21 protein-coding genes and 1 tRNA gene are annotated in these 23,419 nt (G+C 64.0%); 8 read left to right on the top strand and 14 right to left on the bottom strand.

What is annotated here, in order from left to right; all coding sequences use genetic code 11:
• Nucleotides 1-269 precede the first annotated feature (269 nt).
• Complete coding sequence (locus ACLV74_RS04625) at nucleotides 270-557, bottom strand: hypothetical protein (RefSeq protein ID WP_411878202.1); 288 nt, start codon at nucleotides 555-557, stop codon at nucleotides 270-272.
• A 144-nt stretch (nucleotides 558-701) separates the two neighbouring features.
• Here ACLV74_RS04625 and ACLV74_RS04620 point away from each other — a divergent pair, with 144 nt between their 5' ends.
• Both ACLV74_RS04620 and ACLV74_RS04615 read left to right on the top strand, forming a co-directional pair.
• The gene (locus tag ACLV74_RS04620; RefSeq protein WP_411878201.1) at nucleotides 702-1,067 is read left to right on the top strand and encodes a response regulator transcription factor; all 366 of its coding nucleotides are present in this window, start codon (nucleotides 702-704) and stop codon (nucleotides 1,065-1,067) included.
• A 500-nt stretch (nucleotides 1,068-1,567) separates the two neighbouring features.
• Nucleotides 1,568-2,116, top strand: a complete 549-nt coding sequence (locus tag ACLV74_RS04615; RefSeq protein ID WP_411878200.1) for a hypothetical protein — start codon at nucleotides 1,568-1,570, stop codon at nucleotides 2,114-2,116.
• A gap of 139 nt (nucleotides 2,117-2,255) precedes the next feature.
• Here the strand turns inward: ACLV74_RS04615 and ACLV74_RS04610 are convergent.
• The 10 genes from ACLV74_RS04610 to ACLV74_RS04565 form a co-directional block, all read right to left on the bottom strand.
• Nucleotides 2,256-2,331: transfer RNA gene (locus tag ACLV74_RS04610), tRNA-Thr, on the bottom strand.
• A 22-nt stretch (nucleotides 2,332-2,353) separates the two neighbouring features.
• Nucleotides 2,354-3,361: a class 1 fructose-bisphosphatase gene (locus ACLV74_RS04605; RefSeq protein WP_411878199.1), complete on the bottom strand. Its 1,008-nt coding sequence runs from the start codon at nucleotides 3,359-3,361 to the stop codon at nucleotides 2,354-2,356.
• Between the two features lie 73 nt (nucleotides 3,362-3,434).
• On the bottom strand, nucleotides 3,435-4,292 hold the full coding sequence (locus ACLV74_RS04600) for a tetratricopeptide repeat protein (protein WP_411878198.1): 858 nt from the start codon (nucleotides 4,290-4,292) through the stop codon (nucleotides 3,435-3,437).
• Nucleotides 4,293-4,309: 17 nt separating this feature from the next.
• Nucleotides 4,310-7,033: an aminopeptidase N gene (gene pepN / locus ACLV74_RS04595; RefSeq protein ID WP_411878197.1), complete on the bottom strand. Its 2,724-nt coding sequence runs from the start codon at nucleotides 7,031-7,033 to the stop codon at nucleotides 4,310-4,312.
• A gap of 90 nt (nucleotides 7,034-7,123) precedes the next feature.
• Nucleotides 7,124-8,228, bottom strand: a protein-coding gene (gene prfB / locus ACLV74_RS04590; RefSeq protein ID WP_411878196.1) for a peptide chain release factor 2 whose coding sequence is annotated in 2 segments (ribosomal slippage) — nucleotides 7,124-8,146 and nucleotides 8,148-8,228 — 1,104 coding nt in all. Because the reading frame shifts where the segments join, the coding sequence is not laid out codon by codon here.
• 131 nt (nucleotides 8,229-8,359) lie between these two features.
• Complete coding sequence (locus ACLV74_RS04585) at nucleotides 8,360-9,562, bottom strand: ATP-binding protein (protein ID WP_411878195.1); 1,203 nt, start codon at nucleotides 9,560-9,562, stop codon at nucleotides 8,360-8,362.
• On the bottom strand, nucleotides 9,559-10,176 hold the full coding sequence (locus ACLV74_RS04580; RefSeq protein WP_411878194.1) for a chemotaxis protein CheB: 618 nt from the start codon (nucleotides 10,174-10,176) through the stop codon (nucleotides 9,559-9,561). Before ACLV74_RS04580 ends, ACLV74_RS04585 begins: the two co-directional genes overlap by 4 nt.
• Entirely contained in the window at nucleotides 10,173-10,997 is an 825-nt protein-coding gene (locus ACLV74_RS04575; RefSeq protein ID WP_411878254.1) for a CheR family methyltransferase, read from the bottom strand. Before ACLV74_RS04575 ends, ACLV74_RS04580 begins: the two co-directional genes overlap by 4 nt.
• Nucleotides 10,998-11,089: 92 nt before the next feature.
• Entirely contained in the window at nucleotides 11,090-14,557 is a 3,468-nt protein-coding gene (locus ACLV74_RS04570) for a response regulator (RefSeq protein ID WP_411878193.1), read from the bottom strand.
• 83 nt (nucleotides 14,558-14,640) lie between these two features.
• The gene (locus ACLV74_RS04565; RefSeq protein WP_411878192.1) at nucleotides 14,641-15,576 is read right to left on the bottom strand and encodes an alpha/beta fold hydrolase; all 936 of its coding nucleotides are present in this window, start codon (nucleotides 15,574-15,576) and stop codon (nucleotides 14,641-14,643) included.
• Between the two features lie 8 nt (nucleotides 15,577-15,584).
• Between ACLV74_RS04565 and ACLV74_RS04560 the strand changes: the two genes are divergently transcribed.
• Nucleotides 15,585-17,348: an acyl-CoA synthetase gene (locus ACLV74_RS04560; RefSeq protein ID WP_411878191.1), complete on the top strand. Its 1,764-nt coding sequence runs from the start codon at nucleotides 15,585-15,587 to the stop codon at nucleotides 17,346-17,348.
• A 60-nt stretch (nucleotides 17,349-17,408) separates the two neighbouring features.
• On the opposite strand, the gene ACLV74_RS04555 is transcribed toward ACLV74_RS04560, so the two are convergent.
• On the bottom strand, nucleotides 17,409-18,074 hold the full coding sequence (locus tag ACLV74_RS04555) for an OmpA family protein (protein WP_411878190.1): 666 nt from the start codon (nucleotides 18,072-18,074) through the stop codon (nucleotides 17,409-17,411).
• A gap of 267 nt (nucleotides 18,075-18,341) precedes the next feature.
• Between ACLV74_RS04555 and ACLV74_RS04550 the strand changes: the two genes are divergently transcribed.
• From ACLV74_RS04550 to plsY, 4 genes are read left to right on the top strand one after another with little or no spacing between them, the layout of a single operon-like run.
• Entirely contained in the window at nucleotides 18,342-19,403 is a 1,062-nt protein-coding gene (locus tag ACLV74_RS04550) for an aldo/keto reductase (protein ID WP_411878189.1), read from the top strand.
• The gene (locus tag ACLV74_RS04545; RefSeq protein ID WP_411878188.1) at nucleotides 19,400-19,852 is read left to right on the top strand and encodes a hypothetical protein; all 453 of its coding nucleotides are present in this window, start codon (nucleotides 19,400-19,402) and stop codon (nucleotides 19,850-19,852) included. Before ACLV74_RS04550 ends, ACLV74_RS04545 begins: the two co-directional genes overlap by 4 nt.
• Nucleotides 19,853-19,855: 3 nt before the next feature.
• Nucleotides 19,856-20,362 carry an aminoacyl-tRNA deacylase gene (locus ACLV74_RS04540; protein ID WP_411878187.1) on the top strand — a complete coding sequence of 169 codons (507 nt, stop codon included), beginning with the start codon at nucleotides 19,856-19,858 and terminating at the stop codon, nucleotides 20,360-20,362.
• Nucleotides 20,363-20,405: 43 nt separating this feature from the next.
• Nucleotides 20,406-21,038 (top strand): glycerol-3-phosphate 1-O-acyltransferase PlsY, encoded by a 633-nt coding sequence (plsY, locus tag ACLV74_RS04535; RefSeq protein WP_411878186.1) that lies wholly within the window; start codon nucleotides 20,406-20,408, stop codon nucleotides 21,036-21,038.
• Nucleotides 21,039-21,074: 36 nt separating this feature from the next.
• Here plsY and ACLV74_RS04530 read toward each other — a convergent pair whose 3' ends face one another.
• Entirely contained in the window at nucleotides 21,075-21,767 is a 693-nt protein-coding gene (locus ACLV74_RS04530) for a TIGR02281 family clan AA aspartic protease (RefSeq protein ID WP_411878185.1), read from the bottom strand.
• Between the two features lie 2 nt (nucleotides 21,768-21,769).
• A complete protein-coding gene (locus ACLV74_RS04525) occupies nucleotides 21,770-22,255 on the bottom strand; it encodes a YajQ family cyclic di-GMP-binding protein (protein ID WP_411878184.1) in 486 nt (161 codons plus the stop codon).
• A gap of 45 nt (nucleotides 22,256-22,300) precedes the next feature.
• On the opposite strand from ACLV74_RS04525, the gene murB reads away from it, so the two are divergent.
• Nucleotides 22,301-23,365 (top strand): UDP-N-acetylmuramate dehydrogenase, encoded by a 1,065-nt coding sequence (gene murB, locus ACLV74_RS04520; protein WP_411878183.1) that lies wholly within the window; start codon nucleotides 22,301-22,303, stop codon nucleotides 23,363-23,365.
• Nucleotides 23,366-23,419 lie beyond the last annotated feature (54 nt).

Below are 23,419 nucleotides of genomic sequence, written 5' to 3'. Positions count from 1 at the left end.
TTGCGCGGGGGATGAAGGGCGCTGGCGTTCGATATTGCCGCTACAACGAAGAACGCCGAAGCTTCAATTGCAGCGGTCGTCTGAGGCGGGGATTCGCGCACGGATCGAATCGCGCGCACACAAAAAAGCCTCCGCGAGGGGAGGCTTTGTCTTTCGGGGCCTTGCTGCCATCAAATGGCGACTTCAAGAAGAAAGGGGTAGTGATCTAACTGCGCCGCGGTCTTGCCGCAGCTCCAGGTGGTGCCGGACAGCAAACCGCCGGCGCTTTGTTACGGCTTTTGAACTGATTTCGACACGTGCTTTTCAAGGACTTCTGTCGCCTCTGCCAGCTTGGAGGCGGTTGCCTTCAGTTTTGTCTTGACCTCTTTAGTCCGTTTAACGGCTTCCTTCGTATCTTCGGAGGGTTTGGCCTTCACCGTTTCGGTGGCCAAGACGGCGTGGACCACTGCGAGTTCCTGTGCCGCATCACGGATCTCTTCGACCACTTCCTTGTTTTCTTCGACCACATCTTCCAGTGGTGCTTGTGGAGAGGTTGCTTTACTTTTGACTGGGTTCATAGATTTCGATTTTCCGCCAATAACGTAAGCCGTACGCACGGGCAAGAACTATTTCATGTAAAGACTTTGGCCTACAAATCAAGCAAGGCATCTCGGGTTAAATCGCGGCTATTCCGTTACCAACACTCACATGAGTACACGTCGATGCCCATCCTGACGATTCTCATAGAAGACAGCAAGACAATACGGGATGCCCTGATTCCATCGATGGCCGAAATGGCGGACGTGGAGGTTATCGCGATTGCCGACACGGCCGCCGGCGCAATAGAGGCGCTTGAGGAGCATAAAGTCAGCTGGCAATTGGCCGTCTTGGATCTATTCCTGAAAGAAGGGCATGGGTTGACCGTGCTGCGGGCGTGCCGTGATCGACGGCCGAATCAACATGTGGTCGTACTGACGAATTACGCCACTGATGACATCCGGCGCTCTTGCGCTGAATCGGGGGCCGATGCGATTTTTGACAAATCAACTGAACTCGAAGCGTTTTTCGAGTATTTGCGAGCGTTATAGCCGCCATCCAGGCCGTGAGCATCCGTTGTTCACGAAGAGCGCAGGGCAGGCTTCAGCTGTGTGGATCAACCTCAAAGTGCGCCGCTGCTTCCGCGATTTTGTTGCCTCGATTCCGAGTCAGGTGGCCAGCTTCTCGCCGTAAGGATATCGCTTGCTGGCGCTGACCCGCTTTGGGTACTTGGGCTCGCTCTCGTCCGGTCCCAGGTGCTTCTTCATTGTGTTGCGAGCCAGGCTGTAAGCCTTGAAATCTCGCGGATGGACATCTCATCCCGCAATGCCCAACGTCTGGCGGCATCCAATGTCGCCACGTCTGTCCTCCTCAATTCCCCTGCTTTAAAACAAGCAGGGTAGTGTTTGCGTGGGGCAGATTTCGATGGAATTGAACACCGGAAGGTCTCCCATCGGCTACAGGACGGCTGGACTCGATGTTTGTACGCATGCAGCAAGCTCGGCCTTAAGATGTCTGCTATCGGCCAGAAGCGGACATGAGGAGATGTGAAATGTGGAACTGCGTGTGGTTGGGTGCGCGCCACTTAACGGCGCTGACTGTCGTGCTCTTAGCGCCTATTTCTGTCGTGGCGCAGGACAACATTGCCGGTGAAAAATTCATCATCGAACGTGCACTTACCGTGCAAGCCCAAGATCTGCGCGACGGGCCACCATTCACCGCCATTTCTCAAAAGCTTGGCGTCAGCTTTCAACCGGCATTTGATTTGGGCGGCGGCCTGACGATTTCGAAACTTGCAAAGGGGCCAGAATTCCTTGCGCCCGAGACTACGTTGATTACTGTTCAGAGGCAGGGCAAACCGTCCACCGTTCTGAACCTGCTGATTAATCGAAAAGCCGCTTGCATTCCGCTTGCGGAAATCGCGAAGCATCCAAATTGTGGGACGGCAATCGATTTTATCGGGCCCAAGTTGCCTGGCGCACCGACATCCTCGAAACCTGATGGCTTGGCCTGCCAAAAAAGCGCCACGCGGACCACTGAAGCCAGGCTGCACTCACGTGACTTGACATGCGTCGTTACCGTGGTGATTCTTGCCGAATGATGTCTGCTTTGGGCCCAAAGCGGACCTTGGAGTTGATCGAAAAAGGTTGATCCAGGAACCCCGAGTCGCCATAACTGGATCGGGTCACGCGGTGGTTCCATGAAAAAGCCCCTGTTTCTTGCGAAACAGGGGCTTTCATTGGTGCCGGAGAGATGAATCGAACACCCGACCTTCTCATTACGAATGAGCTGCTCTACCGACTGAGCTACACCGGCGTTTTAGGAATACAGCCCGAGATTATAGCCCGGAGTGGTAGGAGGTCACCCGCTCGACCTCATTTTTGGAGCCCAGCATCACGCTGACGCGTTCATGCAGCTTGGTGGGCTGCAGGTCCAGGATGCGCTCTTTGCCGTTGGTGGCGGCGCCGCCGGCCTGTTCGATGAGCCAGCTCATGGGGTTGGCCTCGTACATCAGGCGCAGCTTGCCGGCCTTTTCGGGTTCGCGTTTGTCCCAGGGGTACAGGAAGACGCCGCCGCGGGTCAGGATGCGGTGCACGTCCGCCACCATGGAGGCGATCCAGCGCATGTTGAAGTCCTTGCCGCGCGGGCCTTCCTTGCCCTGCAGGCACTCGTCGATGTAGCGCTTGACCGGTGCGTCCCAGTGCCGCATGTTGCTCATGTTGATGGCGAACTCTTTGGTGTCCTCGGGAATCCTGACGTTTTCTTCGGTCAGCACGAAGGAGCCTTGTTCGCGGTCCAGCGTGAACATGGCGACGCCGTCGCCCACCGTCAGCACCAGGGTGGTCTGAGGGCCGTAGACGCAGTAGCCGGCCGCGACCTGCTTGTTGCCGGCCTGCAGGAAGTCTTTTTCTTCGACGCCGGCATGGCCTTCGGGCTTTTTGAGCACGCTGAAGATGGTGCCGATGCTGACGTTGACGTCGATGTTGCTGGAGCCGTCCAGGGGGTCGAACAGCAGCAGGTATTCACCCTGGGGGTAGCGGTTGGGCACCACGTAGATGCTGTCCATTTCTTCCGAGGCCATGGCCGCCAGGTGGCCGCCCCATTCGTTGGCCTCGATCAGCACCTCGTTGGCGATGATGTCGAGTTTTTTCTGCACTTCGCCCTGCACGTTCTCGCTGCCGGCGGTGCCCAGCACGCCGCCCAGCGCGCCTTTGTTGACGGCCTGGCTGATGCTTTTGCAGGCGCGGGCCACCACTTCGAGCAGCAGGCGCAGCTGCGACGGGATGTGGCCGTCCATGCGCTGCTGCTCCACCAGGTAGCGGGTCAGGGAGATTTTTTGGGACATGGGGGCTCCGTTCGATGAAAGGTTGGATCGGTTGGGCGGTGATGTTGTTGTCGGGTATGGCCGGGCGAGGTGATCAGCGGGGCTTGCCTTGCGGTTTGCGCTCTTCAAATTCGGCCAGCGTGGCCTGGGCGCTCTCCAGCAGGTACTCGTCGTCCTCGGCGCGCGCAATGTCCACGCGTTGCTGGAAGAAGGCGCGTGCTTCGGCAGTCCGACGTGCTTCGTGCGCGAGCACCCCGAGCTGGAACAAGGCGTCGAGCACGATGTCGGTGTCCTCCAGGGCCTTGCCCAGCGCCAGGCGCTGTTGCAGCCAGGTTTTTGCCTCGGCATGTTTGCCCAGCTGGTAGGCATTTTGCGCCAGGTTGTTGATGACGCCGGACATGCGCCTGTCCGTGCCGAAGCCGAAGGCGGCTTGCGCATCGGTGAACAGTTGCCGGTTGTGCGCCAGCGCTTCGGCGAAGCGACCGGCCTCGTGCAGGGCGTAGCCGATTTCTTCGCGCATCCCCAGCTTCTGCTCGACGCTCAGCGTGACGCCTTCGTGCGCGGCCCAGTGGACCGACTGCTGAAGGTGTTCGATGGCGGTGTCGTATTCCTTGGCCTCCAGGGCCGACTCACCGATGGCGTAGTGTTGTTCATAACGCTCGGTGGGGGTCAGCTTGCCTTTGGCGGCGCGCATGGCCAGGGCGCGCAGGCCCAGAGGCAGGCCTTCGGTGTCCTGCTGGCGTTTGCGGAACACCACGAACTGCAGCCACAGCAGGTCGGCCATTTCGTCGGAGTCGGCTCCCACGGCTTCGGCCAGGGGCTGCAGAGCGGCCAAGTCGGCCGACATGCGTGAACCGCTGAACATACTGCTGGTGTCGTACACGGTGCCGCGCAACCGGTTGAACTTCTTCGCGAACCGCTGTGCGGGGGTACCGAATGAGAAGAATGCCATGGCGGTGTCGTTCTCGTTCAGTCGGCTAATGCGCGAGTGACCACTTCATGCGTGTCTTTGCTCAAATCGGTCTTGGCCGCGACGCGCGCAATCGCTTCGCGCGCCGCGCTGCGGTAGGGCTCGGCCAGCTTGCTCCAGCGGTCCAGCGCGCGCGCCAGGCGGGCGGCCACCTGCGGGTTGATGGCGTCGAGTTCCATCACGCGCTCGCTCCAGAACACATAACCGGCGGCGTCGGCGCGGTGGAAGGCGGCGGGGTTGCCCTGGCAGTAGGTGCTGATCACGCTGCGCGCGCGGTTCGGGTTGCGCAGGCTGAAGTCGGCGTGCTTCATGAGCTGCTTGACGGCGGGCAGGATGTTGCCGCCGCGATCCGGCGCGCCGGCCTGCAGGCCGAACCATTTGTCGATGACCAGGGCTTCGTCCTTGAACATGGCGTGGAACAGCGGCAGGGCCTCGGCGGCCAGGGCGTGGCCGCTGGAGACCAGCGCGGCCAGCGCGTTGAAGCGGTCCGTCATGTTGCCGGCGTCCTTGAAGCGCTGCAGGGTTTTCTGCGGCCAGGCGGCGTCACCGCTGGCCTGCGCGGCCAGGCACAGGTTGGTCAGCGCCAGGCCCGCAAGCGCGCGCCGGCCCGAGGAGACGGCGTCGGGCGTGTAGGCGCCGGTGTCGTGGTTGGCCTGGTAGGCGGCTTCCCAGTCGGCCGTGAGCGCCGTGGCCAGCTGCAGGCGCATGGCTTCGCGCACCGCGTGGATGCGCTGCGGGTCGACCACGGCCAGCTGCTCGGCCAGGTAGGTCTCGGACGGCAGCGTCAGCACCAGTTCCTTGAAGGCCGAGTCCAGCGTGGGGTGGCGCAGCACCTGGCGCATGGCGTCCAGGTAGGCCTCGTCGAGCACGGCGGCGGGCGTGGACACCGCGGTGACGGCGGCGATGGCGCGGTTGACGGCCAGGCGCTGGCCGGCTTCCCAGCGGTTGAAGGGGTCGCTGTCGTGCGCCAGCAGGTGCAGCAGCTGGGCGTCGGTGTAGCTGAACTCCAGCACCACGGGGGCGGTGAAGCCGCGCAGGATGGAGGGCACGGGCTCGGCGTCGATGCCGGTGAAGGTCAGCATCTCGCTGGGCTGCGTGAGCACCACGGTGCGTGTGGTGGCCGGTGCGCCGCTCTCGCCGGCGAGCTGCAGCGGCAGGTCCTGGCCGTCCGCGCCCAGCAGGCCCAGGCCGACCGGAATCACAAAAGGCTGCTTGACCGGCTGGCCTACGGTGGGCGCGCAGCTTTGCGCGAGCGTGAGGGTGTAGGTGCGGGCGGCGGCGTCGTAGCTGCCTTGCGCGTGCACGCGCGGCGTGCCGGCCTGGCTGTACCAACGCTTGAACTGGGGCAGCAGGCGCGCCAGGTCCGACGTCGGGTTGGCGTCTGCAATGGCCTGCGCAAAATCGTCGCAGGTCACGGCGTGGCCGTCATGGCGCTCGAAGTACAGCGTCATGCCGCGGGCAAAACCCTCGCGGCCCACCAGGGTCTGCATCATGCGCACGACTTCGGCGCCTTTTTCGTAAATGGTGACGGTGTAGAAGTTGCTGATCTCGACATAGCTGTCGGGCCGCACGGGGTGCGCCATGGGGCCGGCGTCCTCGGGGAACTGGGCGGTGCGCAGCACGCGCACGTCCTCGATACGCTTGACGGCGCGGGCCGAGGCCTCGCCGCACAGGTCCTGCGAAAACTCCTGGTCGCGGAAGACCGTGAGGCCTTCCTTGAGGCTGAGCTGGAACCAGTCGCGGCAGGTGACGCGGTTGCCCGTCCAGTTGTGGAAGTACTCGTGGCCGACCACACTTTCGATGTTGGAGAAATCCACGTCGGTGGCGGTGGCCTGGTTGGCCAGCACGTACTTGGTGTTGAAGATGTTCAGGCCCTTGTTCTCCATGGCGCCCATGTTGAAGTCGCTGGTGGCGACGATCATGAAGCGTTCCAGGTCCAGCGGCAGGCCGAAGCGTGCCTCGTCCCAGGCCACCGAATGCATCAGCGAGGTCATGGCATGCTCGGTCTTGTCGAGGTCGCCGGGGCGCACGTAGACCTGCAGCGTGTGTTCCTTGCCGGCGCGCGAGGTGATGCGCTGCTCGCGGCTGACCAGCTGGCCGGCCACCAGGGCGAACAGGTAGCTGGGCTTTTTGTGCGGGTCCACCCATTTGGCGAAATGCCGCGCGCCGTTGGGGCCGGGCTCCAGCGGGCCGTGGTCGACCAGGTTGCCGTTGGACAGCAGCACCGGGTACTTCGCCTTGTCGGCGCGCAGGGTCACGGTGTAGCTGGCCATCACGTCGGGGCGGTCCAGGAAGTAGGTGATGCGGCGAAAGCCCTCGGCCTCGCACTGCGTGAAGAAGGAGTCGTTGCTGACGTACAGGCCCATCAGCTTGGTGTTCTTGGCCGGGCAGGTGGTGGTGAAGATTTCCAGGTCGAAGGGCTCGCTGCCTTCGGGCAGGTTCTCCAGCACCAGCTGGTTGCCTTCCATCTTGAAGGAGGTGCCCTGGCGGTTGACCAGCACGCGCGACAGGTTGAGTTCCTCGCCGTCGAGCTTGAGCGGCAGGGCCGGCACGTCGTTATTGCGGCGCAGCCGCATCTTGTTGAGCACGCGCGTCTTCGCCGGGTCCAGGTCGAAGCACAGGTCGACGCTGTCTATCCAGTAAGCGGGGGCGATGTAGTCGGCGCGGTTGATGACCACCGAGGGCCCTTGTCCTGATTCACGGTCATCGAGCATTTGCAACATGGCTACTTCCTCAAAACGGTCTAAAAACTCAAAAACAATTTATCAACGATACCCGGGATGGCCGGTGCCGGCCGCCCGGGCGGGCCTGTATCAAACGCCCTGCTTCAGCGAGGCTTCGATAAAGACGTCCAGGTCCCCGTCCAGCACTTTCTGCGTGGCCGAGACTTCGACGTTGGTGCGCAGGTCCTTGATGCGGCTGTTGTCCAGCACATAGCTGCGGATCTGGTGGCCCCAGCCCACGTCGGTCTTGGTGTCTTCCAGCTTTTGCTGGGCTTCCTGCTGCTTGCGCAGCTCGAAGTCGTACAGCCGCGAGCGCAGGCGCTTCCAGGCGACGTCGCGGTTGCTGTGCTGGCTGCGGCCGTCCTGGCACTGCACGACGATGCCGGTCGGGATGTGCGTCAGGCGCACGGCCGAGTCGGTCTTGTTGATGTGCTGGCCGCCGGCGCCGCTGGCGCGGAAGGTGTCGGTGCGCACGTCGGCCGGGTTGATGTCGATCTCGATGGAGTCGTCGATCTCGGGATAGACGAAGACCGAGGCGAAGGAGGTGTGGCGCCCGCCGGAGGAGTCGAACGGCGATTTGCGCACCAGGCGGTGCACGCCGGTTTCGGTGCGCAGCAGGCCGAAGGCGTATTCGCCCTCGATCTTGATGGTCGCGCCCTTGATGCCGGCGGTGTCGCCGGGGGATTCGTCCTCGACGGTGGTCTTGAAGCCCTTGCGCTCGGCGTACTTGAGGTACTGGCGCAGCAGCATGCTCGCCCAGTCGCAGGCCTCTGTGCCGCCGGCGCCGGCCTGGATGTCCAGGAAGCAGGGCAGCGGGTCGGCCGGGTTGTTGAACATCCGGCGGAATTCCATTTTTTCGACTTCGGCGGCGATCTTGGCGGCTTCGCCTTCAATCGTCAGCATGCCGGCTTCGTCGCCTTCGGCCTTGGACATCTCGAAGAGCTCGATGTTGTCGGAGAGCTCCGCCGTCAGGCGGTCGATGACGTGGACCACGTCTTCCAGCGATTTCTTTTCCCGGCCGAGTTCCTGCGCGCGCTTGGGGTTGTCCCAGACTTTCGGGTCTTCCAGCGCGGCGTTGACTTCGTTCAGCTTTCGTTCTTTGGCAGGGTAGTCAAAGATACCCCCGAAGCTCGTTGACCCGGTTGCTCAGGTCCACGAGCTGGTTGCTGATGAGGTTGCTGCGTTCTGCGTCCATGATGAGAAGGTCCTGTGAGGCTGTCGGTGTAGGGGAGCGCCGTGAAGGCGTTAACCGGCTATTTTCTCACGAGCGGGGCCCTGGGGCGGCAAAAAGGGAATATGGCGGGCAGGCCGGCCCGGAACCGCTGCTCAGGCCCCGTTTTCGCCCGGCGGGGACACCGGCAGCGTCACGGTGAAGGTCGCGCCCCGGCCCGGCTCGCTTTGCACGCCGATGCGGCCGCCGTGGGCCTCCACCAGCTGCTGGGTGATGAACAGGCCCAGCCCCAGGCCGCCGGTGCCGTCGTTGCCGGCGGCGCGCTCGAACTGCTCGAAGATGCGCTGCTGGTCTTCCGCTGAGATGCCCATGCCCTGGTCGCTGACTTCAATGCGCACGCCGCCCTCGGCCGGGACCGCGCTGACGGTGACCGGCTTGCCCTTGCCGTAGCGCAGGGCATTGGTCAGCAGGTTGATGACGACCTGCTCGATGCGGAACTCGTCCCAGGTGCCGGTGATGGGCTGGCCGGCTTCCAGCGTGATGCTGCTGCCCGCGGCGGCGGCCTGGTTGGCCAGGTTGCCGGCCACGCGCTGCAGCAGGGCGGGCAGGTCGACCTCGCTGGGGCGTATCGACAGCCGGTTGCTGCGGATGCGCGAGACGTCCAGCATGTCGTCGATCAGGCGCACCATGCTCTGGATCTGCCGCTGGTCGCGCGCCACCATCTTCTGCAGGTAGGCCGCGTCGAAGATCGCGGTGTTGCCCCGGTCCAGCTGCATCTTGCGCAACTGCGCCTCCAGGAACAGCGTGTTGAGCGGCGTGCGCAGCTCGTGCGCCACCATGGACATGAAGTCGTCGCGCATGCGCACGGCGTTCTGCAGCTCGCCCTGGGCGGCCTGCAGTTCCTTGAGCAGCGTTTCCTGCTCCTGCCGGCTTTTTTCGAGCGCCTGGACCTGTCGGCGCACTTCCTGGCGCTGGCGGTACAGCTCGACGAAGACGCTGACCTTGCTCCTGACGGCGTCCACGTCGAGCGGCTTGTAGAGGAAGTCGACGGCGCCGGTCTCGTAGCCCTTGAAGGCGTAGTTGAGCTCCTTGCCGGCGGCCGTCACGAAGACGATGGGAATGCTGCGGGTTTTTTCGGTGCCGCGCATCAGCTCGGCCAGCTCGAAACCGTTCATGCCCGGCATCTGCACGTCCAGGATGGCCAGCGCGAATTCGTGCTGCAGCAGCAGCGCCAGCGCGTCGTCGCCGTTCGATGCCTGGAAGATGACGCGGTCGTCCTGCCGGATCAGCGCATTGAGCGCCAGCAGGTTTTCGGGCAGGTCGTCAACGATCAGGACTTTGGCGCTGTGGTCGCTCATGGCAGGGTATCCAGTTGGAGAAGCAGGCGGCGTATGCCGTCCAGGGGAAGCACGAGGCTGGGTTGCAAAAGGGCGATGGCGGCTTCGGGCATGGTGGCGACCTGGGCCTCGGCCGGGTCCTGCACGACGGTCAGGCCGCCGCATTCGCTGATCCGGGCCAGGCCCGCCGCGCCGTCGAAGTTGGCGCCGGTCAGCAGGATGCCGGCCAGGCGCGGGCCGTAGGCGTCGGCCGCCGACTCCATCAGCAGGTCGATGGAAGGGCGCGAGTAATGCACCGGGGCTTCGCAGCTCAGCGAAAAGGACCTGTCCTTTTCAATCGACAGGTGGTAGCCCGCGCCGGCGAAGTACAGCGTGCCGGGAGCGATGCCTTCCTTGTCGGCGGCTTCGTGCACCTTGATCGCCAGGCGCTTGCGGAAGATGTCCGCCAGCAGGCTGTCACGCGTCTCGGGCAGGTGCAGGATGGCCACGATGGGCAGGCGGTAGCGGTCGGGCAGGCCGCTGAGCAGCTTGAGCAGCGCGTCCACGCCGCCGGCCGACGCGCCTATCACCACCGCGTCCACTTTCCGGAGCGGGAAGCCGTCATCGGCAACAGGGGTGGCTGCGCGCGTGCTCATTTTTTGCGGAAGATGCGCTCGCCGCGGTCCAGCGCCTCGAAATGGTTGGCGTAGGCGGAAAAGTCTATGCTTTCCTTGCTGCCCAGGCCCAGGATGCCGCGGTGGCTCAGGGACTCGTGGAACAGGCCCAGCGCGCGGTTCTGCAGCTGCTTGTTGAAGTAGATCAGCACGTTGCGGCACAGCACCAGCTGGGTTTCCGAAAACACGCTGTCCGTCGCCAGGCTGTGGTCGGCGAAGGTGATGTTCTCGCGCAGCGACTTGTCGAAGACGGCGGCGTTGTAGGCGGCCGTGTAGTAGTCGGAAAACGCGCGCTTGCCGCCGGCCTTCTGGTAGTTCTTGGTGTGGCCGCGTATGCTTTCGAGCGGAAAAATCCCCTGGCGCGCCTTGTCCAGCGATTCGGGGTTGATGTCGGTCGCATAAATCAGCGCGCGGTCCAGCAGGCCTTCCTCGCGCAGCAAAATCGCCAGCGAATACACCTCTTCACCGGTGCTGCAGCCGGCGATCCAGACCTTGATCGACGCGTAGGTGGCCAGGCGCGGCACCACCTGCTGGCGCAGCGCGAGGAAAAACGAGGGGTCGCGGAACATCTCGCTGACCGGAATGGTCAGGTACTGCAGCAGCTGGTGGAACATCAGCGGGTCGTGCAGCACCCGCGCCTGCAGCTCCGAGATGGTCGGGCATTCGAGCTGGCTCAGCGCATGCAGCACGCGGCGCTTTTGCGAGGCGCCCGCGTAGTCGCGAAAGTCGTAGCTGTAGCGCAGGTAAATCGCCTCCATCAGCAGGCGCAGCTCGATGTCGGTGTTGCTGGGCCCGGCCGGCATGGCGGCGGCCATGGCCGCCGAGCTGCGGATCACCGGCGCCTCGGGCTTGCCCGCAACGTCGTCCGCGTTGACAGCCTTGCCTTTGCTCATGCTCACAGACGTTCCAGGTTGGGCATCCAGACGCGCAGCAGCGAGAACAGCCTGTCCAGGTCAATGGGTTTGGCCAGGTAGTCGTTGGTGCCGGCCCGCAGGCACTGCTCCTGGTCGTCCTTCATGGCCTTGGCCGTGACGGCGATGATGGGCAGTTTCTGGAAGCGCGGGTTCTGGCGTATGCGGCGCGTGGCTTCCAGGCCGTCCATGCCGGGCATCATCACGTCCATCAGCACCAGGTCGATGTCGGGAACTTCCTCCAGCTTGCGGATGGCTTCCAGGCCGTTGCGGCCGATTTCGACCTGCACGCCTTTTTGCTCCAGCGCGCTGGTGAGCGCGAAGATGTTGCGCACGTCGTCGTCCACCAGCAGTATCTTGCGGCCCTCGAAGACGCGGTCGCGGCTGCGCGCGGTCTTGAGCATGGTGCGGCGCTCGGCCGAGAGTTCGGACTCGACCTTGTGCAGGAACAGCGTCACTTCGTCGAGCAGGCGTTCGGGTGAACGCGCGCCCTTGATGATGATGGAGCGCGAATACTTCATCAGCTCCGCCTCTTCATCGCGCGTCAGGTTGCGCCCGGTGTAGACGATCACCGGCGGGAAGGAGGAGATGTCTTCGCTGGACATGCGCTTGAGCAGCTCCGCGCCCTGGATGTCGGGCAGCTTCAGGTCGATGATCATGCAGTCGAAGATGGTGGTGGCCAGCAGCGCGAGGGCTTCGGCGCCGGTCTCGACCGCCGTGATTTCCACGTCCTCGTCGCTGATCAGGTGCGTCACGCTGTCGCGCTGCATCGCATCGTCTTCCACCAGCAGCACGCGCTTGACCTTTTGCGTGAGCTTGTCTTCGAGCTTCCTGAACACTTCCTTGAGCTGTTCGCGCGTGGTGGGCTTGATCGCATAACCGATGGCGCCCATCTGCAGCGCGGCTTCGCTGCGGTCCTGCCCCGACACCACGTGAACGGGAATGTGGCGGGTCTGCGCGCTTTCCTTCAGGCGCTGCAGCACCATCAGGCCGGAGCCGTCGGGCAGGCCCATGTCCAGCAGGATGGCGTGCGGCACGAACTGGCTGGCCAGCGCGAAGCCGTCTTCGGCGCTGTGCGCGACCAGGCAGCTGTAGTTGAGCTCGTGCGCCAGGTCGTAGAGGATTTGCGCGAAGGCCGGGTCGTCCTCGATCACCAGCACCAGGCGGGCCTTGAAGGCGGTGTGGCGGTCGTCGGCAAAGCCGGGCGCCAGGGGCTGTGCCGCTCTGGCCGGAACCGCCACCGGGGCCGGGGCCGGTGCGGGAGCGGCCGGCGCGAATGCCGGTGCGGATGCGGGCAAGGCTTGCGGCTTGCTCCAGTCGGAGGGCAGGCGCAGCGTGAAGGTGCTGCCCTTGCCTTCGCTGCTGGTGACGCTGATCGAGCCGCCCAGCAATGCGGCAAGGTCGCGCGAGATCGACAGGCCCAGGCCCGTGCCGCCGTAGCGCCGGCTGGTGGTGCCGTCGGCCTGGCGGAAGGCGTCGAAAATAATGGCCTGCTGGTCTTCGCGTATGCCAATGCCCGAGTCCTGCACGGCAAAGGCGACGTAGCCGCCGGCTTGCGGCGACACGGTCAGGCGCACGGCGCCGGCCTCGGTGAACTTGACGGCGTTGGACAGCAGGTTCTTGAGGATCTGCTCGACGCGCTGGCGGTCGGTGAAGAGCGATGCCGGCGTGGCCGCGTCCACCGTGACCTCGAAGGCCAGGTGTTTCTGGCCGGCCAGCGGCTCGAAGGTGTTCCTGAGCGAGTCGGCCAGCTTGCCGACCTGGACGTCCTCGGGCGAGAGTTCGAGCTTGCCGGCCTCCACCTTGGAGATGTCCAGGATGTCGTTGATCAGGTTGAGCAGGTCGTTGCCGGCCGAATAGATGGAGCGGGCGAACTTGATCTGTTCCTCGCTCAGGTTGCCCTTGGGGTTGTCGGCCAGCAGCTTGGCCAGGATCAGCGAGCTGTTGAGCGGCGTGCGCAGCTCGTGCGACATGTTGGCCAGGAACTCCGACTTGTAGCGGCTGGCGCGCGTGAGCTCCTCGGCGCGCAGCTCCAGCTGCGTCTGCGCCAGGCTCAGGGCCTCGTTTTTCTGGTCCAGCGACACGGCCTGCTCGCCGAGCTGCACATTGGTCTGCTCGAGTTCGGCCTGCTGGTTTTCCAGGTTGGCCTGCGACTCCTTGAGCACGCGCGACTGTTCCTCGAGTTCCTCGTTGGCGGTGCGCAGCTCTTCCTGCTGCACCTGCAGCTCTTCATTGAGCTGCTGGGTTTCGGCCAGCAGGTCCTGCAGCCGCTGGCGGTACAGCGCGCTGTGGATGGAGGTGCCTATGCTGCCGCCTATGAGCTTGACGAACTCGATGTCGCGCGGGCTGAGTTCGCGCAGGAAACCGAACTCGACCACGCCGTTGACCAGTCCTTCATGCGCCACCGGCACGATCAGCACATGGCGCGGCGCGGCCTCGCCCAGGCCGGAGCTGACCTTGAGGTAGCCGGCCGGCAGGTCGTCCAGTTGCAGCACGCGGTTTTCGAGTGCCGCCTGGGCCACCAGGCTTTCGTTGCCGGCGAAGGTGTGCCCGGCCTCATCGGCCTGCCGGCTGAAGCCGTAGCTCGCGATGCGGCGCAGGCCGCCGTCGTCTTCGCGCAGGTAGGCGGCGCCGACTTCAAAACGCAGGTAGCCCGCCAGGAAATCCAGCACGCTGCGGCCCAGGTTGCCCAGCACCTGCTGGCCGATCATGTGCTCGGCGAGCTGTGTCTGGCCGGTGCGCAGCCAGGCCTGCTCCTGCACCACGGCGGCGTCGGCGGCCTGCTGGCGCAGCGCCACGGCGTAGGAGTCGGACAGGCGAACCAGCTCGCGACGGCCGAAAAAGGCCAGCAGGCCGCTCACGCTCACGGTAAAGACGAGGTAGAACAGCACGCTCCACAGCGTGATGGTCTTGGCGTCTTCATTGCGGTCCTGCAGCAGCCGCCTTTCCATGGCGACGAAGGCTTGGAACTCGCGGCGCATCTCGTCGGTGATGACCTTGCCTCGGCCCGCGCGAACGACATCCTGGTAGTTGCCCTGCTGGCGGCGCAACTCGATGGCGTTTTGCCCGAATTCGTTCCATTGGGCCTGCAGCGAGGAGATGCGTCGCAGCCGGTCCACCTGCTGGGGGTTGTCGCCCACCAGCGTCGACAGCGCCGCGATTTCACTGCCGATGCGCGACTTGGCGATGTCGTAGGGCTGCAAAAAGGTTTCGTCGCCGGTGATCAGGTAACCGCGCATGCCGGTTTCCATGTCGATGCTGAGCTTGCTGATCTCGTTGGCGTTGCCTATCACCCGTTCGGTGTGCTCGACCCAGTTCAGGGACGAGAGAAGGAAAAAGATCAGGCCGACGAACAGCGCGGCGCTGAGCGCGCCCATGCCCAGGGGCAGGGTGATGTTGCGCGTCAGGATGCTGCGAAATTTGTCCTGGTCGATGCTGGCTGTCCCGGTCATGCTTGTCTTTGCTTTCAGCTTGTTACACCGCAAAAAGCGTCAAGTGTGCCCCAGGCAGGCCGATTTCCTTGTAGGCGGAAGCCTCAGCTTGCGAAGTTTTCGATCAGCCCGGCCAGCGCTTCAGGCTGGTCGTGGTGCAGCATGTGGCCCGCGTCCTGCACCACCGCGACACGGGCGTCGGGCACCTGTTTGATCCGCTCGTGGTACTCGGCAAGTGAGTACTTGCCCTGCCACCAGGTGGCCAGGGAGTCGTCGGACGCCTCGACGGCCAGCACCGGGGCCGTGATCTGGCGGTAAATCGCGAGCGCTTCATCGACGCGGTACAGCTGGGCGCTGGTGATCTTGTGCGCGGCTTCGCCCAGGATCTGCCATCGGCCGGCCGCGTCCGGCCGCGCCCAGTGGCTGGCCAGCCAGCCGGCCTTGTCGGCCGACAGGCGGGGGTTGGTCCTCATCAGGCGGCGCGCCACACCGTCCACGCTGTCATAGGCCTTGAGCGCCAGCGTGCCGCGCTGCAGGCTTTTGAGTTCATCCATCCATTTGGCATAGCGGCCCGGGGCCTGCTCGGCCTGGCTGGGCGGCAGGCCGAAGCCTTCGAGGTTGACGAGCCTGCGTATGCGCGCGGGCCGCACGCCGGCATACAGCATGGCGACGTTGCCGCCCATGCTGTGGCCGACCAGGTCCACGGGACGCTCGCCCGCATAGTGGTCGAGCAGGAAATCGAGGTCGGCGAGGTAGTCGGCGAACCAGTAATTGTCGGCAGGGCTGCCTTCGGGGCCGGAGCCCGTCAGCCCGAAGCCGCGCCAGTCGGGCGCGATGATGGTGCGGCCCTGCGCGAAGGCGTCGGAGAGCGCGTCGACCATGAACTGGTAGGACGCGGCGACGTCCATCCAGCCGTGAACCAGTACCAGCGGGGGCAGCGCAGGGTTCGTTTCAACTGCGCTGTCCCAGATCCGGACATGGTAGTTGAGGCCGCGTATAGGGACAAACTCGCTGCGGGAAGATCGTTTTTCTTTGTACATTGAATACCATGATAAAGAGACACGAAGCCAAGCGCAGTCAAAAGAGGGACAAGCCGGCCGGCACACAGCCTGATCACTACGCGGCGCTGCACGCCGGCTTTCACTGGCAGGTCGATGACTATTTCAACATCGCCGAGGCCTGCTGCGGCCGCTGGGCACGGTCCCAGCCCCGGACCGCCATACGCGTGCACAAGCCGGGCGCAAAAACCGTGCTGCACAGCTACCAGGAACTGCAGAAGGCGGCCGATGCGCTCAGCCACGTGTTGACGGGCCTCGGGGTCAAGCGCGGCGACCGTGTCGCCATCGTGATGCCGCAGCGCCTGGAAACCGCGGTGGCTTATATGGCGGTGTTCCAGATGGGTGGGGTTGCCATGCCGCTGTCCATGCTGTTCGGGCCTGAGGCGCTGGAATACCGGCTGCAGGACAGCGATGCCGTGGTGGCCATCTGCGATGAAAGTTCGATGGACAGCCTCAAGGCCATTCGCGGCAACTGCCCGGCGCTGCGCACGGTGATTGCCGCAGGCGCGGCGCGGGGCCAGGGCGACCTGGACTATGAAAGCGCATTGGCGGCGCACAAGGGCGCATTCACGGCGGTCAAGACCAAGGCCGAAGAAGGCGCGATCCTGATCTACACCAGCGGCACCACCGGCCCGCCCAAAGGCGCGCTGCTGCCGCACCGCGCGCTGATCGGCAACCTGCCGGGGTTTGTCTGCAGCCACAACTGGTTTGGCTTTGACGGCAAGAGCAACAAAAAATCCGATGCCGTGTTCTGGTCTCCGGCGGACTGGGCCTGGACCGGCGGCTTGATGGATGCGCTGCTGCCCAGCCTGTATTTCGGCCGGCCCATCGTCGCCTTCAACGGCCGCTTCAGCCCCGAACTGGCCTTCAGCCTGATGGCGGAGCAGGGCGTGACGCATACCTTTTTGTTTCCGACGGCCCTCAAGGCCATGATGAAGGCCTATCCCAGGCCGAGCCAGCATTTCAGGATGACGCTGCAGGCCATGATGAGCGCCGGGGAGGCCGTGGGCGACGCCGTGTTCAGCTACTGCCGCGAGCAACTCGGCGTGACCGTCAACGAGATGTTCGGCCAGACCGAGATGAACTATGTGGTCGGCAACTGCAGCCGCCTGTGGCCTGCGCGCCCCGGCAGCATGGGCAAGGGCTACCCGGGCCACCGCGTGGCGGTGATCGACGATGAAGGCAATGAATGCGCTGTCGGTGTGCCCGGCGACGTATCGGTGAACCGCTACGACGTGCACGGCGACCCGGACCCGATTTTCTTTCTGGGTTACTGGAAGAAAGACGCGGCCACCCAGGGCAAGTTCACCGGGGACTGGTGCCGCACCGGCGACCTGGCGCGCCGCGACGCCGAAGGCTATCTCTGGTACGAAGGCCGCGCCGACGACGTGTTCAAGGCCGCCGGCTACCGCATAGGCCCCGGCGAAATCGAGAACTGCCTGGTCAAGCACGCGGCCGTCGCCAATGCCGCCGTGGTGCCCAAGCCCGATCGCGAGCGTGGCGCTGTCGTCAAGGCTTATGTGGTGATTGCGCCTGACCAGGTGGCGGCCCGCGCGGGCCATCCGGGCGGCGCGGCGCGCTTTGAGGAGGAACTCACCGCGAAGCTGCAGGCCCATGTCAAAAACATGCTGGCGCCTTATGAGTACCCGAAGGAGATTGAGTTTATTGACGCGCTGCCCATGACGACGACTGGAAAAGTGCAGCGACGCGTGTTGCGATTGCAGGAGGAAGAACGTTTCAAGGCGCAGTCATAGCCCTGAGGCAGACATAAAAAAAGCACCCGAAGGTGCTTTTTTTATAAGTGAAACCGGTGCTCAGCGTGCAGCAACTTGTTCAGCCACATAGATTTCAACGCGGCGATTCTTGTCACGGCCTTGCTGCGTGGCGTTGTCCGCAACCGGCTCACGCGAACCGCGGCCGTCCGTCACGATGCGGGTGCGGGCCACGCCGCGGCTGACCAGGTAGTCGCGGGCCGAGTCGGCACGGTCTATCGACAGCGGGTTGTTGATGGCGTCGGAGCCGGTGTTGTCGGTGTGGCCGATGATGGTGACCGTCGTGACCGGGTTCTGGTTCAGGCTGGTGGCGAACTGGTTCAGGATGGGCGCGAAGTTGGACTTGATGGCCGAGCGGCCCACGTCAAACGACACGTCGCTGGGGATGTCGAGCTTCAGGCGGTTGTCGGTGGTCTGGCTCACGGCCACGCCGGTGCCCACGGTGGCCTGTTCCATCGCGGCCTTCTGATCCTGCATTTTCTTGGACCAGATGTAGCCGCCGCCCGCGCCGACTGCGCCGCCCAGGACTGCGCCCGTAGCCGCACCCTTGGAGCCGCCGGTGGCCGCGCCCAGCAGCGCACCCGCAACCGCGCCAATGCCGGCGCCCTTGGCCGTGCCCGACTGGGTTTCAGTCATGTTGGCGCAACCGGAAAGGGTGAAAGCGGCCAGGACCGCGCAGGTCAGGGAAGTGATGGTCAGTTTGTTCATGTAAATGCTCCTCGGGAAGATTGGACGATGCCGTTGTGAAGCTGTCTTGATGGATTCAGGATTCAGCCCGAACGGATTAAATCGTTGGTGTGTGAATACTAGGCAGGCAATTGGTGAAGAGTTGTAAGACAAGGGCGCGAATTGGGCTTCCAGCAAGCCGCGGGTTAAGCCCGTAAACTAGCCGCTTTGTGAACTTCGCCGCGCCGTATTCCCGGTGACGCAAGCGCCAATACCGTCCATTTCCATCTTCTTTCAACCGAAACTCCCATGAATAAAGTTCAACTCGGCTCCAGCGACCTGCACGTGACCCCTATTTGCCTGGGCACCATGACCTTCGGCGAACAGGTGGATGAAAAAACCTCGCATGCCATCCTGGACCGTTCGCTGGAACGCGGCGTCAATTTCATCGACACGGCCGAGATGTATTCGGTGCCGGCGCGCGCCGAAACCTGCGGTTCGACCGAAACCATCATCGGCAACTGGTTCGCCAAAAACCCGTCGGCCCGCGCCAAACTGGTGCTGGCCACCAAGGTGGCCGGCCCCTCGCGCGGCATGCCCTGGGTGCGCGAAGGCGGTGGCATGACGGCCCAAGACATCGTGGCTTCCTGCGACGCCAGCCTCAAGCGCCTGCAGACCGAGGTGATCGACCTGTACCAGATCCACTGGCCCGAGCGCCACGTTCCGGCCTTCGGCGCGCTGTATTACAACCCGGCGCAGGAGCGCTCCGCCACCCCCATCCATGAGCAGCTCGAAGCGCTGGCCGGCCTGGTGAAGGCGGGCAAGGTGCGCGCCATTGGTCTCTCGAACGAAACGCCCTACGGCGTGCACGAGTTCGTGCGCCTGGCCGAGCAGCACGGCCTGCCGCGCGTGGCCGCGGTGCAGAACCCGTACTGCCTGATCAACCGCACCGTGGAAAACGGCCTGGACGAAACCATGCACCGCCTGGGCGTCTCGCTGCTGGCCTATTCACCGCTGGGCTTCGGCCTGCTGACCGGCAAGTACGATGAATCGGGCACCGAAGGCCCGAATGCGCCCAAGGAAGCGCGCATCGCCAAGTTCGAGTCCACGCGCAAGCAGCGCTGGGGACGCCCCGAGGCGCTGGCCGCCGCGCGGCGCTACAACGCGCTGGCGCGCGCCAACGGCCTCACGCCGACGCAACTCGCGCTGGCCTTCTGCTACACCAAGTGGCAGGTCGCCAGCACCATCATCGGCGTGACCTCGGTCGCGCAACTCGATGAGGACCTGGACGCCTTTAGCACCAAACTGAGCCCCGAAGTGCTCGCTGAGATCGACAAAATCCGCTGGGAAGCGCGGGATCCGGCATTGTGAAAAGGCTCACGCGGTCTGCAATCTTTTTTAGCTTGCTTGCCGCTGGCTCCCTGAGCGTCGCCTTGTCGAAATTCACGGGGGAACGGATCATCAATTTCAGGACCAACGAGTACTTGTTTGATCAGCGCTCCATCGCGGCATTGAAAAGACACCTGTGCGCGGCGCAGGCGGATGGGGTTTCGATTGAACCCATCGTCGTGGTGGGGGATGCTGAGGATTCCGAGCGCGATGCCGATGCGTTGGCATGGGCAAGAGCCTCGAAAGTGGCTGCTGCACTGGAAGAAATCGGCATACCCAGAAAACTTCTTTTTGTCGGCATCAATCGGGCGGGTGGCCTGTCGCCAAGATTGGCTGATACCGGGAATCGAAAAGGAGTAGAGGTTTCCTTTCAAGGTTTCAGGGGAAAGCCGGTACTGGACTCTTGTGGTGAGGGCTTCAAGCCCTCTTAGCTTATGAAACGGCACGTCAGTGAAACGCCGGCCACGCAGCTGCTGAAGGCCAACAAGGTTGCATTCACCGAGCACCCCTACGAATACCTGGAGCACGGCGGCGCCCAGCACAGCGCCGAGGTGCTGGGCTTTGACCCCTTTACCGTCGTCAAGACCCTGGTCATGCAGGACCAGGACGCCAAACCCCTGCTGGTGTTGATGCACGGCAACCGCAAGGTGTCGACCAAAAACCTGGCGCGGCAAATAGGCGCCAAGTCGGTGGAACCCTGCAAGCCCGAAGTCGCGAACCGCCACAGCGGCTACCTGGTCGGCGGCACCTCGCCCTTCGGCACGCGCAAGGCGATGCCGGTCTATATCGAGGAAAGCATCCTGGCCTTGCCTAAAATCGCCATCAACGGCGGGCGGCGCGGCTACCTCATCGGGATTGACCCGCAGGTCTGCGTCACATTGCTCGGTGCAAAATCGGTGAACTGTGCGCTCAGCCTGGACAATGCCGCGGGCTACGGCTGAACTCCGGCCGGGGCCGGCGGCCACTACATAAAGAGGGAGACCCATGATTTACGCATACTCAATCGGCGCCACGCTGCTGGCTTACCTGCTTGGTTCACTGTCGTTCGCGGTGATCGTCAGCAAGCTCATGGGCCTGAGCGACCCGCGCAGCTACGGCAGCAAAAACCCGGGCGCCACCAACGTGCTGCGCTCGGGCAGCAAACCGGCCGCCGTGGCGACGCTGCTGCTGGACGCCCTCAAGGGCTGGCTGCCGGTGGTGCTGGTCAAATGGTTTGGTGCCGACTACGGCCTGGGCGACGGCACGGTGGCCGCCGTCGGGCTTGCGGCCTTCCTCGGGCATTTGTACCCGGTGTTTTTCCAGTTCAAGGGCGGCAAGGGCGTGGCGACGGCGGCGGGCGTGCTGTTGGGCGTGAGCTGGATACTGGGACTGGCCACGCTGCTGACCTGGGTGATCGTGGCCTTCTTTTCGCGCTACTCCTCGCTGGCGTCCCTGGTCGCCGCGGTTTTCGCGCCCCTGTATTACCTGTTCGGCGACCGCGAGGCCTGGTACGTCGACAAGGCCATCCTGCTGGTGATGTTTGCCATCAGCGCGCTGCTGGTGTACCGCCACCGCGAGAACATCAGCAAGCTGCTCAAGGGGACGGAGTCGAAGCTGGGCGGCGGCAAGAAACGCTGAGAAGCCGTCACGGCGGGTTGCCGCTGCCCGCTGTGATCAGAAGCGGCGCGTCAGCACCATTTCTTCGTTGGTGCGGTTCATCTGGAAGCGCGTGAGGAAGCTGTTGCCCAGCAGGACGAAGGGCATGTCGCGCGAGGCCACCACGGCGGGCACGTTGAAGACTTCCACATCGCCCACGCGCACGGAGCCGAGGTTGACCTGCCAGCCCACCGTCGTGCCGTTGGCGGTGCCCAACTGGACAGGACGGCCCGCTTTGTAGTCGACGCCCATGCGGTCGGCGTCGGCCGCCGACATGGAAATGACGCTGGCGCCCGTGTCGACCAGGAACTGGGTGGTCTTGCCGTTGATCTGGCCGCGTGTCATGAAGTGCCCGTCGCTGCCAGCCATGAGCACGATCCTGTTGCCCTGTCCCGCCTGTGTGGCCGCGCCGCCGCCTGCGCCGCTGCTCACGGGCGCTTCGCCCACCCGCAATGCGTGGCGCTTGCCGGAGAGTTCGACCACTGCCTGGTCGCCCGAGGTGGAAACCACCTTGACGCCCTGGTGCGTCTCGCCGGGGGCCACCGTTTTGGGGGCGCCGCCGTCAACCACCAGCAAGGCCTTGTTTCCCAGCATGCCGGCCAGCTTGACCGATTGGGCCTGGGCCGCGCTGTGCAGCAGGGCCGAAGCCCCAAGCAGCAGAAACGCCAGCGCACGCGTTGCGCAACCCGGTGTCCATGCCAGGGACTTCATGGCTAGTCGCGGAAGTTGTTGAAGCTCAGCGGAAAGTCGCTGATCTCGGTGCGGATCATGGCCATGGCGGCCTGCAGGTCGTCGCGCTTGGCGCCGGTCACGCGCACCGCGTCGCCCTGGATGGAGGCCTGCACCTTGACCTTGCTGCCCTTGATGAGTTGCTGGATTTTCTTGGCCTGCTCGGCCTCGATGCCGTTGCGCACCTTGGACACCTGCTTGACCTTGTCGCCGCCGATTTTTTCGGACTTGCCGATGTCGAGGAAACGGATGTCGACACCCGCCTTGGTGAGCTTGTTGCGCAGGATGTCGTTCATCTGGTCGAGCTGGAAGTCGCTGTCGCCGATCAGCGTGATGTCTTTTTCCTTGAGCTCGATGGAGGCGGAGGTGCCCTTGAAGTCGAAGCGCGTGCCGATTTCCTTGCCGGTGTTTTCCACGGCGTTTTTGACCTTGACCAGATCGGCTTCAAGAACGGTGTCGAAAGAGGGCATGATGCAAGTCTTTATTACGGGTGTTGGAGTGAGACAATCACCCGGATGTTAGTCGAGAAAAACGTTCCGCTCCAGCATTCCAACAGCTTTGGCATCGTGGCCAAGGCCCTGAGCCTGATCCGCGTGGCCGATGAGGCCGATATCGCCGCCGTGCTGCAGGACCCGGCCCTGAAAGCCGCGCCCAAGTTCGTGCTGGGCGGCGGCAGCAACATCGTGCTGACCGGCGACGTCAAGCCGCTGGTGCTCAAGGTCGAAATCATGGGAAAGCGCCTGGTCGGCGAAACCGCCAAGGCCTGGATCGTGGAGGCGGGCGCCGGCGAAAACTGGCACGACCTGGTCACCTGGACCCTGCAAAACGGCTACCCAGGGCTGGAAAACCTGGCGCTGATCCCGGGCACGGTCGGTGCCTCGCCGGTGCAGAACATAGGCGCCTACGGCGTGGAACTCCAGGACCGCTTCGAATCGCTGGACGCCGTGGACCTGACGACGGGCCAGGCTTTCACCCTCCATGCCGCGCAATGCGCCTTCGGCTACCGCGATTCGGTGTTCAAGCACAGCAGCGCCGTGCCCGGCCCGGCCGGCCACGGCTTCGGCCTGGCGGACAAGGCCTTGATCACCCGCGTGCGCTTTGCCTTGCCCAAGGCCTGGAAAGCCGTGCTCGGTTATGCCGACATCGAAAAAAAGATGCAGCAGTTGGGTGTGCAGGCGCCGAGCGCCTTGCAGATTTACGAATGGATCTGCGAAATCCGCAAGGCCAAGCTGCCCGACCCCAAGGTCATAGGCAACGCCGGCAGCTTCTTCAAGAACCCCACGGTGTCGCCCGAGCAGTGCGCCGACATCATCCAGCGCGAACCCAAAATCGTCCATTACCACCTGGCCGACGGCTCGGTGAAGCTGGCCGCGGGCTGGCTGATAGACGCCTGCGGCTGGAAAGGCAAGTCCATCGGCAACGCCGGCGTCTATGAAAAACAGGCGCTGGTGCTGGTCAACCGCGGCGGCACGGCCGACCCCGTCACCGGCGGCGAGGTCATGACCCTGGCCAAGTCCATACAGACCAGCGTGTATGAACGCTTCGGCATCCTGCTGGAGCCCGAGCCGGTGGTGGTCTGAGGCGTGGCGCGGCTGGGCAAGGTTTACAGGGGGCCGCAGGTATCGCCGTGGCGC

The sequence above is a fragment of the Polaromonas sp. YR568 genome, assembly GCF_943369415.1.
GTDB lineage: Bacteria > Pseudomonadota > Gammaproteobacteria > Burkholderiales > Burkholderiaceae_C > Polaromonas.
Note: the sequence above shows the minus strand (reverse complement) of the source record. Positions and strands in the feature narration are given on the sequence as shown.